Below are 14,814 nucleotides of genomic sequence, written 5' to 3' on the forward strand. Positions count from 1 at the left end.
ACCGACACCACGAAGGCCCCCGGCACACTGCCGGGGGCCTTCGTCATGGTCGGGCATCGACCGCGTTCCCACCGCCGGGACGATTCACCGGCGCTCGGTAGTGGCGTGTCGTCTGCCCGGGGTCTGGGTCAGCCCACCTTGTGGAGCCAGACGACCGGTACCTCGTCGCCCGCATGGCGGAACGGTTCGAGCTCCTCGTCCCACGCTGCTCCGAGAGCAACATCCAGCTCACGTCGCAACTCCGCCGCATCACCCAGCGACACCTCGAGGGCGTAACGCAGCCGGTCCTCGGGGACGACCACGTTGCCCGCAGCGTCGGTGGGCGCGAAGTGAATGCCGAGGTCCGGTGTGTGCATCCAGCGCCCGCCGTCCGTGCCCCGAGCCGGATCCTCGGTGACCTCGTAGCGCAGGTGCTCCCAGCCGCGCATCGCGCTCGCCAGGGCCGCCCCTGTGCCGGCGGGGCCCTCCCACGCGAATTCGGTGCGACGAGCGCCCGGCAGCACGGGCTGCGCGATCCACTCGAAGTTCAGCGCCTTGCCGAACACGCGACCGGCCGCCCATTCCAGGTGCGGGCACAACGCCTTCGGCGCGGAGTGGATGTAGATCACGCCGCGCGTCTGTGATGTCGCCATCGGTTCTCCATTCGTCAGGTGCGTCTTCCCCTACGACCTGATCGGAACGATGGCTCTTCGGTTATGCGGTCATTATCACCCGGCCGGGGCCGGAATGACAAGACTGTGATTCGAGTGGGGCGGGTGGGACTTGAACCCACGATCGTCGGGTTATGAGCCCGCTGCCTTGACCAGCTTGGCCACCGCCCCGTGCGGCACGCCGCATCAGCGAGCCTAGTGGGAGCCGCCGCGCGGGATGGGCAGCTCCTGGCTGTCGCTGATGACCTGCGGATGATTGCGGGCCAGTGAGAAGACGCCGTACACCGCGATCGCGCCGGCGACGACGAACCCGATCATCGGCCCGATGCCCGCGGTGGCTGCCTCCTGGAGGACGACGAGGCCGATGAGCACGGCGACCATCGGGTCGATGACGGTCAGGCCGGCGATGACGAGGTCGGGGGGTCCTGCGGAGTATGCCGTCTGTACGAAGTACGCACCGAGGGCGACCGCGGCGAGGAGCGCGACGAGACAGGTGAGGGTGAGCCATTCGAAATCGCCCGCCTGCACGCGTTTGATCACGACCTTCGCGAGCGTCGCGACGAAGCCGTAGATCATTCCGGACGCGACGATGTAGAAGAGCGCACGGCCACCGCGCCGACGCACCCAGATCAACCAGATCGCCGTGAGCGAGCCGACGACGACCACGAGCAGTCCGAGGATGATGAGCAGCTCGCTGTCGGCGACGGGCTGCTCGGTCGCGACGAATGCGGCGATGGTGACGAAGACGAGGATGCCGCCCACGCACGCGATGATCGATCGCACCGACTTAAGGGTGGGTCGGTGGCCGGAGATGCGGGCGTTCAGCAGTGTCGTGATCACGAGCGACACCGCGCCGAGCGGCTGGACGATGATGAGCGGCGCGATCGCGAGGGCCCCGAGCTGGCAGAGGATCGCGAGTCCCAGCATCACGGTGCCGAGCACCCAGGAGGGGCGGCCGAGCAGTCGCAGCAGCTGTGCGCCGCTGAGCCCCGTGCTCGTGCCGCCGAGCGCGTGGTTGACCTTCACGACTCCGCGGTGCTGGTACTGGGCGCCGAACGACATGAACACCGCTCCGAGAAGCGCCAACGGGATACCGAGGAGGATCGCGGGGTCGCGGAACACCCCGACGAGGTTGTTCGTGACGTCGTCGATGGAAAGCGGCACCGTCATCACCGTTCGACACTATCCCGAGACCGGCTCGATAGGCTCGAAGACGTGACCGTTCTGCCGATTCGCATCATGGGTGACCCCGTGCTCCACTCCCCCGCCGCCCCCGTCGACGAGATCACGGACGAGATCCGCACACTGGTGGCGGACATGTTCGAGACGATGGATGCCGCGCCCGGCGTGGGGCTTGCGGCACCGCAGGTGGGGGTCGGGCTGCGGATCTTCACGTACACCTACCAGGACGACGACGGCGCTCCGTGGCGCGGGGTGGTCATCAACCCGGTGCTGTGGATCTCCCCGGCCGAACCCGGCCAGCCGGACCCTGACGAGGAGTCCGAGGGCTGCCTGTCCTTCCCCAGCGAACGGTTCCCGCTGCGCCGCGCCGAGCGCGCCTTGCTGATCGGCACGGACCTGGAGGGCGCCGAGGTGCGCATCGAGGTGTCCGGATGGCGTGCGCGCATCCTGCAGCACGAGTTCGACCACCTCGACGGGGTACTGTACGTCGACCGGCTGGATGACAGCGACTGGAAGACCGTGCAGAAGATTGCGAAGAAGCGCGGCTGGGGTCTTCCCGGTCAGTCGTGGACGCCCGGGATCGACCTCATCGAGGCCTGAACCTCCAGACGAGAAGTCCCGCCTGCGTCGACCGACGCGGCGGGATCTTCTCGTGGCTCCCCGGCTTGGACTCGAACCAAGAACCTATCGGTTAACAGCCGATTGCTCGGGCGCTTCTCGTCGGGTCCTCCGCTATGGAGGGCTCCGTTTAGATAATGCCTGATCATGAGCGAATTGCGGTGCATAGAATCCCGAACTTCATCGTCACCAACATACTCAACGCCACTCGTTGTTACTCGATGAAGCTCGTCCATCCTTGGGGCTGAGAGCCCAAAGTTGGGGGAATGTTGGGGCGGCGAAGAGGCGTCGCGAGCACCGGGAGCGTGTCGCCGCAGGGGTGATTCAAGGAACGGAGGCTCACGCATGTCGACGATCCGGATGGACAACCAGGGCGTCCTGCGCCACACGCAGGGGCGTGAGGGCGGCCAGTTCGCGCCCAAGCCGATCACCGCTCCCACCGAACCGCTGAGCAGCATCAACGACGCCGAGACGCTGCGAGCTCGAGTGCGTGCGATGTTCCATCAGATCGTGGCGCCATCGTCGAACCCGGCGGAGCTTGCCGGCGGCTCCCGCCTCAAGGAGGATCCTCCCCGTAGCGGGTCGCCCTCGCCCGGGCACGCACGCGAGCGCACGCTCGTCACGAGCGTCACCATCCCCAAGATCGACTCGGCCGTCGCCCCCGTCGTCGTCACCATCCCGTCAGCGCCCGCAGCTGGCGAGACCCCTCACGAGTACCGAGAGTTCGCGGGTCAGCTGTACCGGCAGGTCTGGGGCGTCGAAGACGACCAGGCATCCCGGATCGTTCCCACCGTGCCCGCGTCGTCAGCGTGGGAGCCGACCGTGCCCGGGAAGACCTACCAGCTGCAGCCTGTGCCAGCTGATGTCGACTGGCTGCAGGAGCAGGCGCGCCGAGCGATCACCGCGGACCCCATTCACGCTGTCACTGTCGCGGACGCGGAAGTCGCAGCGCAGGAACGGCTCGCACCGTTCGCGTCGATCGACGGTGAGGTCTGGCAGGCGACCGCGGCGCCCGGCTACAGCGTTCCACTGCCGGACACGGACGCGCCGGGGGTACTGGCAGTTCGAGTGGAGCCCGAGGCGGCGCTGGGGACACCGGGTGTCTTCGGCGCCGACGACTACGCGGGCGCCGTTGCGCAGCTGCACGTCACCGCCGCACGGACGGGACGGATCGCCGAGGAGCCCGACCCTGAACCGCCGATCGTCTGGTTCGGGCGTCAGCAGTCAGGCGCGGATGTCGCCCTGCTCGGCGCCAGCGAGCTCACAGTCGCGAACTTCCGAAGCAACTTCGCCCGGCTGCGCGAGGAGGTCGCACAGATCCCCGGGGCAGTCCAAGGCGATGTCGGCTCGTTCCTCTCCGTCGGTTCCTGGGTGATCGACTACTCCTCGCTGACCGACGAGCAGCAGGGCGCGTACAAGGCCTACGTCCGGTTCGGTGTCGACCGAGGTCTCGTCTGACCCGGAGCTGCCGTCAGTCGCAGAGGTACAGCGATCGTGTCGACTCGTGCGACGACAGCACCTCCATGGTCGCGAGCTGCAGAGCGTTGAGAGGCTGGCCGGAGACGCTCGCCAGCCGCTCAGATGCGCGCTCGACGACGACCGTGGCCGGGACCTTCCCTGAGCGTGCGATGACGCTCGCGCGCGCGAGCAGGGCGTTGGCTCGAGAGTTGGTGACGTTCCCAGCGATGCTGATGACCTCGCCGGTCGCGGCCGAGTACGCGTCCTGCGCGCGGTCGAACCAGACTGCGGCCTCCTCGATCACTTCAGGAAGCCGAGGGCGTCCACGGCCAAGGATGCGGCCGGCGGTCAGCGTGAGCGGGATATCCGACCAGGTGGCCTCGGTTGGGACGGTGAAGACGGCCACGACGGCGCCGAGCCCTGGCGGCTCCCACGGAAGCGCGACGTCGTCGCTCACTGCCGCGTACCGCTTCCGGACGATCACGTCGGTGACGATCGCGTCGTCACGCCACACCCCCGCAGTGGTCATCGCGTCCTCCGTGCTTCGGATGAGCTTGGAGAGGTCGGGCATCTTGTTGGGGAGCGTGCGCCTGGATTTCGGCGCGCCGCTGGGCCGCGGCATGAAGAACTCGATCGTGAGAAGCACCGCCCCATCCAGCGGACGCCACCCGGCGTGATCTTTGATCGCGAGTCTGGCCGCCAACACAACGTCCTGACGCCATGGCTTCACCATCGCGGAGGACTCGACCAGCACCGCATGCCCATTCCGCATGCCCTTGAACGACTTGGACCCCTGCGGTGCAGGGGTCGAGCCCACGGCGAACTCGAGATCGGGCGTGACGAGCTCGCCGGCCGTCGTGCTCTCCGTCATGGTCTCCTCATTTCCCCGTCCACAGGGACGACAGCGCGTCACCCAACGCGGCGCCGGCGAACGCGCCGACGAGCATCGCCGGCGTGTAGATCAGCCGGAGGATGGTCGACGAGTGGGTAGCCCACCACTCCCGCCGTCGGGTGCGTCGTGCGGTGACGACCCACTGGCAGTAGGAACCGGCGCCGGGCGCGACGTAGCTCGAGCGGCGGAGGACCTCCGGCAGCTTCGACTGGCGCAACCCCATGCTCCCTACATGCGCGGTGCGCGGGCCGGTTGCCGCAGGGGTCTTGAGTGAGGTTGGATCGAGGCACCATAGGAGGCCACACCATGAGCGAGGTCAAGCGGCGGAGGTTTCTGAACGAGCCGGGCGAGGGATTGCTTCTCAACAGCGACCCCGTCGAGTTCGTCCGTCGGTTCGATGAGTTCGTTGACGAGAGCGGCCTGCCACCAGAGCGGGTCCTGGCACTCCCCCTGATCTCCGTGCCGCTCCCTGTCGCGACTGTCGGCGAGGACGGTCGCCCGAACCGGTGGTCGGGCGCGAACCCGGCGTTCATGTGGCACCCGCTCATGTGGCTGCCCGCGCATCTTGCTCTCCGATACCGGTACCGCGTGATCGACGATGCGCAAGGCGGCACCGATGTCGACTATGAGATCGAGTCGGACAGTCTGTGGGCTACCCGTGTCGCACTCGAGCTCGTGCATTCGGGCCTCTACAACCCCGAGGACGGGACGTGGCTGGATGTTCTCGCGTACGCGGGTCTCGACATCGAGAACCCGGTCGACCAGGCTCGCGTCGAGCTCTGGTTGAACGGGGCGCACGACGACACCCTCGACGGGATCGACCTTGAACCTCTCGTGCTCGTCCCCGAGGACAGCGAATGGGCTCTGCGGGCAGCCAACGATCTGGTGGAAACCCTCGTGCCCGCACAGTGGTCTCTGATCGCGTCCGGCATCATCGAAGCGGTGGACTCCTACGTCGCTCGCTTCGGGGCGACCGACGCGGCACTGTTGAGCGCACTGAACACGATGGGTCAGGTGGCCGCTCTCGCGCTGCAGGGGGTTCCTGCGGACCCGGAGACAGGCTTCTCCTATGTGGACGTGCTCAGCATGCTCACCGCGGAGGCCCTTGAGCGCGGCGCTGACGTCGCGGCGCTGATGGAGAGCTTCCTGGACGCGCTGGGCGAGATTGCCGTCGACTATCGGCCGTCACTTCAGGCGATGGAAGCGGATGGTCCACTCGCTGTCGCATCTTGACCGCCGGCGTCCCACTGAGGCATCGAAGTGAGCGAATCTGCACCGATCATCGACGATGTTGCAGCAATCCGCTCTAGAATCCTGCCAACGGCTCCGCCTGAAGTGCGGTGCCTCGCGCCGGCGAGGGAGTGGAGGTTGGCATGGACGTGAGTACAGCGATTCAGACGCGGCATGACATCTCCGAGCCAGGCGGGCCGTTCTCCGCCGCGATGATCCTTGACGACAACGCGTGCGGCGTCCTGATGGTCAACTCCGCAGACGGACCAGTGTTCAGCATGGACCCGAGCTTGATGCGGGACCTGCTGAAGCTCCTGACCACCTGCGAATTGGTGCGCGCCGATCTTGCACGCGCTCACCGTTCCACCGTCCTCGAGTTCTAGCGGGACGCACCGTTCTCGTCGATGTCGACGAGCGTCGCCGTGACGAGCGTCATAGCGTCGACCGCGGCGAGGTCCGAGTCGGTGAGAGCGCGCTCGACCCACTCAGCGGTGGAGTACCTGTGGGTCACGTCTGCAGCCGTGGTCGCGACACCAGCGATCGTCACAGGCCAGTCCAGCGCCGCCTGTTCCTCCGCATCGGGGAGAAGGCCGCGCCAGACGACAATCTGCCGGGCACGCAGGACCTTCCGGAGCGTGACGGGAGAGATCGAGTGGATCGGGTACTGAGCCTCGATCTCCGCACGCCGCGTGACGCTGAACGCGTCAGCTTGCCGGTGGTACTCGATCGGGTTCCGCTTCGCGGTCGCAACCGTCCGCGGATCGTTGTCCCACGCCGCGTAGTCACGTCGCAGGTCAGCGACGATCCGGTCCTCCCGCCACTTCCGGAACGCGTGGTCAGCGTTCGACAGGATGCGGTCGGAGATGGGCGCTGACTCGAAGAACTCCGCGAGCGCGGCCGCGGTGTCGAACGTCTCAGGCGGGAAGGCGAACGTGCCCTCTGACTCGTCGGTCAACGACCCCTCCGGCGGTGTGAATGGCTTGTAGTCGAACTTCCCGGCCGCCGTGCGCGGCTGCTCCGTCCCGATGTTACCCATCACTGCCCTCTCTTCGTCTCGACATTGCGGTCTCCCTGCCGGCGAGAACGCTCAGCCTCACGTGCAGCGCGGAACTCCGCCAGGACCGCCGCGTTGTCCTTCTTCTGGTTCGCAACCGCGCGCACCGTCTGCGCGCCAGCTCGCAACGGCGCCGTCGCGTAACGCCCAGCGATCGTCGCGTGAGCGGCGACGTCGGACTCCTTCACGTACGCCACCATCCGGCGTGCCTGCCCGGCGATGATCGCTGCGTCCGCGCGGGCACCGACGGCCTTCGGCGTATTCCATGCGCGCACCGCAGCATCCTGTGTTCGGTCGGCGCCGGTTCGGACTGCGGCGCGTGTGGCGTCCGTGGCCGCGCCCACGCCGAGCTTCGCCCGGTTGGCGATCGCTGCCGGGGAGTCCATGACCGCCGCGGCGACCGCCGTCGCACGGCTGACCTTCTCTCGCTCGCGAGCGGAGATCGCCTCGAGCGCCTCGGTGTTACCTTCGCGTCGCGCGTCCCGGAGCTCCGCTCGGCGTCCTCGACGATCCTGCAGTTCCCGTGCGAGCGGCGTGGACGCGACCGCAGCAGACACCTTCGCGGCCCGATCGCGAGCTTGCCCCTGCAGGTCGCCGGGAGCGGCAGTGCCGTACTGGGCCCGATACCAGCTCCGGGCCTCGTCAAGCTCAGCCCGTTCCGCGAGGGCAGCCTGAGCCCGCTGGGCTTTCGCGCTCGCGCGCTCCGCTTTCGCCAGCGCAGCCACCGACAATGCCGCGGCTGCGGGCGCAGCGGCGGCGGTCCCCGCACCCTTCGGTGCGGCAGCAGCACCCATCCCGGACCGACGCGCCGCCGGGAGCCGGCCGAGGCGCCCACCACTGACCTTATGGAGCGCAGCGTTCTGCGCAATCCGACCCTGCGATCGAGCGAACGACCCAAGCCGCGAGCCGGCGAACCCACCGGCACCTGCGGCTGCTGCAGCGCCGAGCGACCCCGCGGCACCCGCGCGACCCCACGCTCGAGCGCCGCTGACGGTGACAGGCGATGGGAGGCGGAACACGTTCTTGAAGAGGATGTGCACGAGCAGGAGGGCGGCGAGGGGGCTGAAACCTGCCCAGACCATCCCGAACACAGTGCCGGCGCCGAAGAGCGTGTCGCCGAGAGCGATCAGGGTGCGAGCGAACAGCACCACGAACGTCATGATCACTGTCGTCATCGCGGCGAGGATCGTGAGACCGAGGAAGCGGTTGAACGAACGCAGAAGACGGTCCCCGCTGTTCTCCGCGAACATCGCCCCGATCAGGATGAACCACAACGCCACCATGAACATCACGGCACCGAGCTTCGCGATGATCGCGATGACCGACAGGACCGCGAAGGCGATGAACTGGAGGAACGAGCTCACCGAGTACGCCCACGTTGCGGTCGCACCACCCGACGCGTTGACACCCGTCAGCGCGTAGAGGAAGTCGCGGACCTGATCCGGTGACTGGGCGTTCCGAACATGATCGTCAATCCACCCGCGATCACCGGAGACGTTGAACACGGACGGGATCGACTGGGCGCTCCCGTCGTTGCCGGTCGTCGCGTTCCACCATCCGCTGCAGTACTGGTTCGCGTTGGAGCTGTCCATCGTCGCGCCATCGAGCGGGCCCGTTCCCCCTTGGAATCCCTGCCACCCCGCACGCCACTGCCAGTTGATCGTCCCTGAGCTGACACCCGTCGCCTCACACGCCGCCCAGGCCACGTAGCTGGCCGCCGCGTTCGCGGCGGTATCCGGGGCGAAAGGTGCGCGCCGAGCCGCGTTCGATGTGATCGCTGAGTTCCAGTCGGCCGACTCCCCCGCCGCCGTCAGGAAGGCGCTGTCAGAGGGTGTCGCCTGCGCTGTGCGAGTGTCGAGGATCCTGCAGTACATCACCGCCCCGTAGGGGTTGTTGAACCCCGTCTGGATCTTCTGCCAGGTAGTGAGGCCCGTGGAATCCCACAGCGAGTCCGTGACGGAGGTCACCGCGACGAGGCCCGAGTTGCCGGCGATCGACGCTGTCGACTGGATGTTCGCGAGCTGCTTCTGCATCTGGCCGGTCAGCTTCGCGCAGCTGAGCGCACCATCGGCAGTGGAGGAGCTCGAAGTGGTGATCAACGGCTGGATGCCGTCCACGAACCCCTGAGCAGGAAGCTCCGCAAGGTAGCTGACACCGTCGTTGACGGTCTTCACGACCCAACCGGGGGTGAGTGGGAGCGGGCGGTAGGTTCCGTCGCTGGAGGCCGGCGGGTTCGCGAGCGCCTGCGCGCTCATGGCGAACAAAAGCCCGAAGACAACGCACAACCCGAACATGCGTCGCAGCAGCAGCCGCGTCGACCCGGCACGCAAGGACCGGACGATGGTCACGATGAAGACCGCGATGATGACGGTGACGAACAGGCCAGACGCCGCCGCGCCGGCACCGGTCGAGAACAGCGAATGGATGAGGATCCGTGTGACCCCGTCGATCGACGCGCCGACAGAGTCGACGGCATCGAACGTCACCGCGAACCGGGTGATGTTCGCGGTGACCGCAGCGAAGAAGTTACCGATCGCCATCTGCATCGACTGACCGATTCCGCGCTGCGCCTGATCCATCAGCTGCGTGCCGACGAACCCGTCGTACTTCGTGAAGAACGTCGTGGTCGCATCCGACCACCGGTTGATGGTGCGGTAGTCGGTGACGTACAGCGACTGTGCTGCCTGCGCCGCGGTCGGTGTCTGATCATCGGGTACGGCGAACGGGTTCGACGTCGCCTTGTGGGCGGTCAGTGACACCGGGTGAGTGAACGGCGCATCGGCGGGTGTCGCGGACGCACCGGTCAGCGCGAGCCCGCCGAGACCGACGACGGCGGCGACGAGCACCGCAACGAGCGGGCGGGTTCGGCGCAGGTTCATCAGGTGATCAGGTCTCTCATGGTGGGCGCGCCGCGCCGCCGGCGACGTGTGGCGGGCGCGAGGGCAGGTGCGGTCTCGTGCGCGGTACTGGAGGGGACGGTCACGGCCTGGTGCATCGTCAGCTGCGGGAGCGGGATCGGAGAGCCGGCGGCGTAGAGCACCCCTTTCGCGGACCGGCGGGTGTCGAGGATCGCTTGGAAGTTCCGAAGCCGCATGCCCCGCCTCTGCCGCCAGTCCCAGAGCACCAGACCCGCAACGATGAACACTGGGGGTACGAGGAGTGCTCCGGGACCGGACACGAACATCACGAGCGCAGTGACCGGCACTGACGCCACAGCTGAGAGCGCGCTGACGATCAGGGCGTAGCGGCGCACCTCGAACGTGAAGATGACCTGGCGCCGCTCCTCGTTCTTCCGGCGCCCGGTCAGACGGGTGAGGCTGTAGACGTGGGGCATGTCGGGATGCCTTCGAGCTCAGCCGCCCAGCAGCTGCGCGAACCAGCTGAACAGGCGGAGGATGATGCTCACCAGCGCCTGAAGGACGGTGAGGATCGCCGGTCCAGTGATCGTCGGACCGCACAGCAGCGCGCCGAGGATCAGCATCCACCAGGGGAAGCCGGAGATCCCGCCCTGCGACCGGCGCTTCGACCAGATCCACTGCCCGATCGAGCAGAGGATGAGGATGATGCCGATGATGGACAGCACCGTCAGCAGCCCCGCTGGGAGGTTGGAGACAAGCTTGTTGAAGCCGTCGACGAAGTTCATGACCTGGTTCCTCTCGTTCCGCTACTGAGACACCCCTGCGGCACTTCTCAGACGCGCTCTGACTTCTTCAGCGCAGCGAGCCACAGCACGTCCGCGTGGGCCGAGTGCCCGTCGAGGACCTCGGCGACCAGCTGCTGATTCCGGATGTCGAGATCGCCGAACGGCGCGAACAGCGCGACGTCCTCAGCGGGCGTCGACAACCCCTCCATCCATCGGCGAGCCATCCCCGCCACGCCACCGTCGGCGTGCTTCGCGCGCTTGCGGTGCGACGACGCTTCGCTCGAGGTGACGGACTGCGCGATCGCGTTCGGCGCGCCCGTCCGGATGGACACCACACGCCAGACCTCGGCCTTCACACGGGCCTTGTGGGCGACCGTGCCGCTCTCGAACTCGTGGAGCGCGGATGCCGCTGCGTCCTCCTGCTCGTCCCACTCGTCGTGCTCGGGGGCGATGAGGGTGTCCCCGATCGTGATCACGGAGCCGTCTGCGCTCACCCCGACCGGTGCGTCGATGCTGGCGGTCGACTTCTGGACGTAGAAGTCCTCCTTCGCCCGCCGACCCGGCATCTGCGCCATCCGGATCGCGTTCGCGGCCGCCTTCAGCTCGTCGGGCGTCATGCTGCGCCCGTTCTCCTCCCGGAACAGGTCCTCCTGCTCCTGCAGCCGGCGCCGGGCCTGGAAATCCTCGTGGCGCATACCGTGCTGGTACCCCACGGACTGGCGGGTCACGAGGGTGCGTCCGATCAGCTTCAGCAGACCCTTCTCCCCGATCAGCTCCGACAGGTCCCGGGAACGGGTGAGGAGGTCGATCCACGCGTCCTGCGCGACGTCCTCGCCCGTGTCCTCCGAGAGCCGGTAGCTCCGCGCGACCGCTGTCGTTTCGCGCATGATGGTCGCGTGCGCGTCACGTACGCGCACGCGGAAGTGGGCAGCGGCTTCGATGTCCTCCAGCGACGGCTGCTCGCGCAGCTGGTCTTCGTCGTCGGAGAGGTTCGACCCTGGGGCCGAGTTGTGCTTGCGAGCGAACAGGCCCGCCGCGTCGTGGAGGTTGCCGTAGGCGTCGGAGATCGTCATAACCACCATGTGTGCGGCGACGCTCAGATTGTGCGCGGGCTGTTTCAGGCCGCCTTTCCACGCCCCTGCGATGGCGGTTTCCACGTGCGCGCGGCAGCGTCGACGAGCTCGAGGGCGATCTCCATCAGACCCGCCAGTTCCTGGCCGCGCATCACCGCGACCGAGTCGTCAAGGTCACCCAGGGCGACCTCAGCGACCTTCGTTTTCGCCTCGAGCACGCGCTGGATCGGCTCATCCAATGTCCCCATGGCTACGAGGGTCGTGTTCGTGGTTGGGAGTTCCTGGCCGATCCTGTTCGTCCGGTCCTCCGCTTGCTTCACACGAGCGGGAGTCCAGTCCGTCTCCACGAACAGTGCATCGCTCGATCGTGTGAGCGTCAGCCCGACGCTCGCTTTCGTGATGGATGCGACCATCACGGCGATCTTGCCGTCCTGGAAGTCCGCGACGTGAGCGTCGCGGACAGAATCTGACGTGTCGCCCATGATCGCGGCCACACGGCCAAGCGAGGGCGGGATAGCGTTCATCAGCGCGCCGGCAACGTCGACATGGTGGACCCATGCGAGGAGAGGGCGACGATACTCCCGTCCCTTCCCGGGCACGTCATCGAAACCGGTCTGCTCGATGTGCGCTGTCGTCCATTCGATCGCCGCGGGCACCTTCGCCAAACCCGCGGCCCGACGAAGCTGAGAGATGAGCTCGAAGCTGGCGTTGCGGGCGTAGTCCTCCAGCGCGAGAGCGTCGGCAGGGCGGTGGTGATGTTCGAAGTACCACGTCATCCAGGCGTGGACCTTCGCGATGACATCCTTGTGGGCCGCGTGGTACTGGGCGAGCGGCACCTGGACGGGGAACGCCCAGCGGATCTTCGGCGGCAGCTGCGGGAGCGCCTCGAGCTTCTTCCGTCTCACCCACACGTGGTCGCGCATCATGGCGTTCAGCCGCGGGAGGGCCGCCATCTTCGCATGCCATTCGCCGTACCGGTCGGCTCTGCAGAAGTCGTCGAGGAAGGGTGCGCGCCCACCGAAGACTGGCGCGAGCACGCGTGTGAGCTCCAGCAGCGGAACGAGCTGGTGTGGTGCGGCGAACATGGGTGTTCCCGTCACCGCGATCGGTGGATGCTTCGCGGTGGTCCCGACGTTCAACACCGCTTCGCTCCGCGCGGAACCGATGGTCATCATCCGGTGCGCCTCGTCGTAGATCATGACGTCGCACGACCATGCGGCCACTCGAGCGGCGAGTTCACTCCGCGCCGCGAGAAGACTGTCGCCGACGACGAGCACGCCAGTGTCAGGGAACGGCGGCTCCTTGCGGGTCGGGCTGATGACGGTCGGGTTGGGGTCGATACCGGCGATGCGCGCTTCCTTCGCCCAGTTCGAGGTGAGAAGCGGCGGGCACACGATCAGCGTCCGCCGCGCGCGAAGGATCTGCGCAGCCGCAAGAGCTTGGAAGCTCTTCCCAAGGCCGGGCTCATCGAACAGGCAGGTCCGCCCCACGGCGACCGCGTATGCGCCGGCGACCTGGTACGCGAACAAGGGACGCTCGAACGTCGGCAGCTGTCCGATTTCCGCCAGGTCCTCTGCGGGAACCCCGTCGATGTTCAGCGCATTCCCGAGGTAACGTCCGAGCCGGGCGAGGTTCTCGGGAACGGTGACGACGGCGTGCGCGGCTCTCGCCCGTTCGATCGCATTGTCCTGCCAGATGATCCCCGGGCGCGGGACGCCGGCGCGGAGAACGTCCGCGACGTAGATGCGGAAGAGCGACCGGTCCGAGTCCCATACGCACCCGGGCCCCAGGAGCTCGGCTGTTTTCAAGCGGCCGAGCAGCCGTGGACGCACGAACACTGTGCGTCCGTTCTCGGCGAGCTTCGAGATCGGCCACACAAGGTCATCCAGCGTCGGAACGGCGGAGAGCTCCCCGTCGCGCTGATCCCAGTCGAGCTCAATCCCGGCTTCACTCAGCGTGCGAAGCGGTTGGAAGCTGCCGATCCCGTACACCCGCCACTTCGAGATGCCCGGGTCCCAGACGGAAGAGCCGAGGCTGCGCACCCAGTCGAGCATCGTCGTGCCGGGGATGGTGGGGTGTGGCAGCCGCGGGCTGAATGACAGCTCCAGGTACGGGTCGCGGAAGGTGCCGCGCACGCGAGCGAACCCTGTGGTGAAGGTCGGGCGTGTGGCTACCTGGTTCTGCACACCTCCCACATGCGCGGTCCTGTCATCGACAGCCCTGCAGCGTGCTGCTGACGGCTGCCCTGTCGTCGGATGTGATCGTGAGCTCGTACTTCACGAGCACCGCCACGAACTTCGCGACGTACCGGCACTGGAAGGCAGCGTTCGGTGGAAGCCACGCGGATGGTCCGCTGTCTGACTTCGCCGTGTTCTGTGGGCCGCTCACCGCGAGCAGTTCAGCCGGCTCATCGTTCGCGAACGTCTCACGCTCGTCGTCAGACCATGCGTACGCGCCGGACTGCCATGCGTAGCTCAGTGGCACGACGTGGTCGATCTGTACCGCGAGGGATGATGTGTCCCCGCGCGTGAACGCGATCGCCTCGCCGGTGTAGGGGTCAGCCAGGGTGCCGGAGGTAACCGTGCAGTGACCGCTCTTGGTCACCGACGAGAGGTCTCGGGCGAGCACGTCATCACGGGTTGAGCATCCGTTGTGGTCGGTGTCCGCCCAAGCCGGACCGAACTTCGTTCGGTCGTACGACGGTATCCGTGTGGCGGGTCTGGTGGGGATCCCGTCGAGGAAGTTGCGGACCGCGGCGTAATCGATCGGCTGTGTCCCTCCGCTCGTGAGCGTGTTGAAGGTTCCCTGCGCGGCGCCGTTGAGGGCATCCGTCACGCCCTTGGACGCCTGCCCGAACTGGTCGACCTTGGAGGACGCATCCTGCCCGAGGACGATGCCGACACCCTGGAGCACGGTCTGCCACTTGCCCTCGGTGATGAGCACACTGCTGAGGACCCCGAGGATGACGATGCCCAGGATGAGACGGATGATGAAGGCGCGCATACAGATCATGT

General features: G+C 67.2%; 15 protein-coding genes and 1 tRNA gene. 4 read left to right on the top strand and 12 right to left on the bottom strand.

The features are described 5' to 3' along the window. Nucleotides 1-128: 128 nt before the first annotated feature. The 3 genes from FFS51_RS07130 to FFS51_RS07140 all read right to left on the bottom strand — a co-directional run bounded on the left by FFS51_RS07130 (nt 129) and on the right by FFS51_RS07140 (nt 1,820). The gene (locus FFS51_RS07130) at nt 129-632 is read right to left on the bottom strand and encodes a DUF3145 domain-containing protein (protein WP_045246869.1); all 504 of its coding nucleotides are present in this window, start codon (nt 630-632) and stop codon (nt 129-131) included. A gap of 115 nt (nt 633-747) precedes the next feature. Then, a tRNA-Ile gene (locus tag FFS51_RS07135) sits at nt 748-821 on the bottom strand. 24 nt (nt 822-845) lie between these two features. Then, the gene (locus FFS51_RS07140) at nt 846-1,820 is read right to left on the bottom strand and encodes a DMT family transporter (RefSeq protein WP_045246868.1); all 975 of its coding nucleotides are present in this window, start codon (nt 1,818-1,820) and stop codon (nt 846-848) included. A 45-nt stretch (nt 1,821-1,865) separates the two neighbouring features. Between FFS51_RS07140 and def the strand changes: the two genes are divergently transcribed. Together def and FFS51_RS07155 are read left to right on the top strand one after the other, a co-directional pair. Then, on the top strand, nt 1,866-2,432 hold the full coding sequence (def, locus tag FFS51_RS07145; RefSeq protein ID WP_137877898.1) for a peptide deformylase: 567 nt from the start codon (nt 1,866-1,868) through the stop codon (nt 2,430-2,432). A 363-nt stretch (nt 2,433-2,795) separates the two neighbouring features. Next, complete coding sequence (locus FFS51_RS07155; protein ID WP_137877899.1) at nt 2,796-3,908, top strand: DUF8359 domain-containing protein; 1,113 nt, start codon at nt 2,796-2,798, stop codon at nt 3,906-3,908. A 13-nt stretch (nt 3,909-3,921) separates the two neighbouring features. Here the strand turns inward: FFS51_RS07155 and FFS51_RS07160 are convergent, their stop codons facing one another. Together FFS51_RS07160 and FFS51_RS07165 are read right to left on the bottom strand one after the other, a co-directional pair. Then, entirely contained in the window at nt 3,922-4,779 is an 858-nt protein-coding gene (locus tag FFS51_RS07160) for a RusA family crossover junction endodeoxyribonuclease (protein WP_137877900.1), read from the bottom strand. Between the two features lie 7 nt (nt 4,780-4,786). Continuing rightward, the gene (locus tag FFS51_RS07165) at nt 4,787-5,023 is read right to left on the bottom strand and encodes a hypothetical protein (RefSeq protein ID WP_137877901.1); all 237 of its coding nucleotides are present in this window, start codon (nt 5,021-5,023) and stop codon (nt 4,787-4,789) included. Between the two features lie 83 nt (nt 5,024-5,106). Between FFS51_RS07165 and FFS51_RS07170 the strand changes: the two genes are divergently transcribed. Together FFS51_RS07170 and FFS51_RS07175 are read left to right on the top strand one after the other, a co-directional pair. Further along, on the top strand, nt 5,107-6,033 hold the full coding sequence (locus FFS51_RS07170) for a hypothetical protein (protein ID WP_137877902.1): 927 nt from the start codon (nt 5,107-5,109) through the stop codon (nt 6,031-6,033). A gap of 140 nt (nt 6,034-6,173) precedes the next feature. After that, nucleotides 6,174-6,413 (top strand): hypothetical protein, encoded by a 240-nt coding sequence (locus FFS51_RS07175; RefSeq protein WP_137877903.1) that lies wholly within the window; start codon nt 6,174-6,176, stop codon nt 6,411-6,413. Here the strand turns inward: FFS51_RS07175 and FFS51_RS07180 are convergent. The 7 genes from FFS51_RS07180 to FFS51_RS07210 form a co-directional block, all read right to left on the bottom strand. Then, entirely contained in the window at nt 6,410-7,066 is a 657-nt protein-coding gene (locus FFS51_RS07180) for a hypothetical protein (protein ID WP_137877904.1), read from the bottom strand. The two genes, FFS51_RS07175 and FFS51_RS07180, sit on opposite strands and share 4 nt — an antisense overlap. After that, nucleotides 7,066-9,963 (bottom strand): coiled-coil domain-containing protein, encoded by a 2,898-nt coding sequence (locus FFS51_RS07185; protein ID WP_137877905.1) that lies wholly within the window; start codon nt 9,961-9,963, stop codon nt 7,066-7,068. The genes FFS51_RS07180 and FFS51_RS07185 overlap by 1 nt, the downstream gene beginning before the upstream one ends. After that, nucleotides 9,963-10,418, bottom strand: coding sequence for a hypothetical protein (locus FFS51_RS07190; protein WP_137877906.1), 456 nt, complete (start codon nt 10,416-10,418; stop codon nt 9,963-9,965). Before FFS51_RS07190 ends, FFS51_RS07185 begins: the two co-directional genes overlap by 1 nt. Before the next feature lie 18 nt (nt 10,419-10,436). After that, nucleotides 10,437-10,727 carry a hypothetical protein gene (locus tag FFS51_RS07195; protein ID WP_137877907.1) on the bottom strand — a complete coding sequence of 97 codons (291 nt, stop codon included), beginning with the start codon at nt 10,725-10,727 and terminating at the stop codon, nt 10,437-10,439. 47 nt (nt 10,728-10,774) lie between these two features. Beyond that, entirely contained in the window at nt 10,775-11,800 is a 1,026-nt protein-coding gene (locus FFS51_RS07200) for a hypothetical protein (RefSeq protein ID WP_137877908.1), read from the bottom strand. A 44-nt stretch (nt 11,801-11,844) separates the two neighbouring features. Further along, complete coding sequence (locus FFS51_RS07205) at nt 11,845-13,935, bottom strand: SNF2-related protein (protein WP_137877909.1); 2,091 nt, start codon at nt 13,933-13,935, stop codon at nt 11,845-11,847. A gap of 73 nt (nt 13,936-14,008) precedes the next feature. After that, nucleotides 14,009-14,803: an HNH endonuclease family protein gene (locus FFS51_RS07210; RefSeq protein ID WP_171006130.1), complete on the bottom strand. Its 795-nt coding sequence runs from the start codon at nt 14,801-14,803 to the stop codon at nt 14,009-14,011. Nucleotides 14,804-14,814: the final 11 nt, after the last annotated feature.

Source organism: Microbacterium sp. 4NA327F11 (assembly GCF_005503465.1).
Lineage (GTDB): Bacteria > Actinomycetota > Actinomycetes > Actinomycetales > Microbacteriaceae > Microbacterium > Microbacterium ginsengisoli.

What these genes read in the sequence shown, in the direction of transcription:
- FFS51_RS07130 (WP_045246869.1), bottom strand. Translation starts at nt 632, where the DNA reads ATGGCGACATCACAGACGCGCGGCGTGATCTACATCCACTCCGCGCCG.
- FFS51_RS07140 (WP_045246868.1), bottom strand. Translation starts at nt 1,820, where the DNA reads ATGACGGTGCCGCTTTCCATCGACGACGTCACGAACAACCTCGTCGGG.
- FFS51_RS07155 (WP_137877899.1), top strand. Translation starts at nt 2,796, where the DNA reads ATGTCGACGATCCGGATGGACAACCAGGGCGTCCTGCGCCACACGCAG.
- FFS51_RS07160 (WP_137877900.1), bottom strand. Translation starts at nt 4,779, where the DNA reads ATGACGGAGAGCACGACGGCCGGCGAGCTCGTCACGCCCGATCTCGAG.
- FFS51_RS07165 (WP_137877901.1), bottom strand. Translation starts at nt 5,023, where the DNA reads ATGGGGTTGCGCCAGTCGAAGCTGCCGGAGGTCCTCCGCCGCTCGAGC.
- FFS51_RS07170 (WP_137877902.1), top strand. Translation starts at nt 5,107, where the DNA reads ATGAGCGAGGTCAAGCGGCGGAGGTTTCTGAACGAGCCGGGCGAGGGA.
- FFS51_RS07175 (WP_137877903.1), top strand. Translation starts at nt 6,174, where the DNA reads ATGGACGTGAGTACAGCGATTCAGACGCGGCATGACATCTCCGAGCCA.
- FFS51_RS07180 (WP_137877904.1), bottom strand. Translation starts at nt 7,066, where the DNA reads ATGGGTAACATCGGGACGGAGCAGCCGCGCACGGCGGCCGGGAAGTTC.
- FFS51_RS07185 (WP_137877905.1), bottom strand. Translation starts at nt 9,963, where the DNA reads ATGAACCTGCGCCGAACCCGCCCGCTCGTTGCGGTGCTCGTCGCCGCC.
- FFS51_RS07190 (WP_137877906.1), bottom strand. Translation starts at nt 10,418, where the DNA reads ATGCCCCACGTCTACAGCCTCACCCGTCTGACCGGGCGCCGGAAGAAC.
- FFS51_RS07195 (WP_137877907.1), bottom strand. Translation starts at nt 10,727, where the DNA reads ATGAACTTCGTCGACGGCTTCAACAAGCTTGTCTCCAACCTCCCAGCG.
- FFS51_RS07200 (WP_137877908.1), bottom strand. Translation starts at nt 11,800, where the DNA reads ATGACGATCTCCGACGCCTACGGCAACCTCCACGACGCGGCGGGCCTG.
- FFS51_RS07210 (WP_171006130.1), bottom strand. Translation starts at nt 14,803, where the DNA reads ATGCGCGCCTTCATCATCCGTCTCATCCTGGGCATCGTCATCCTCGGG.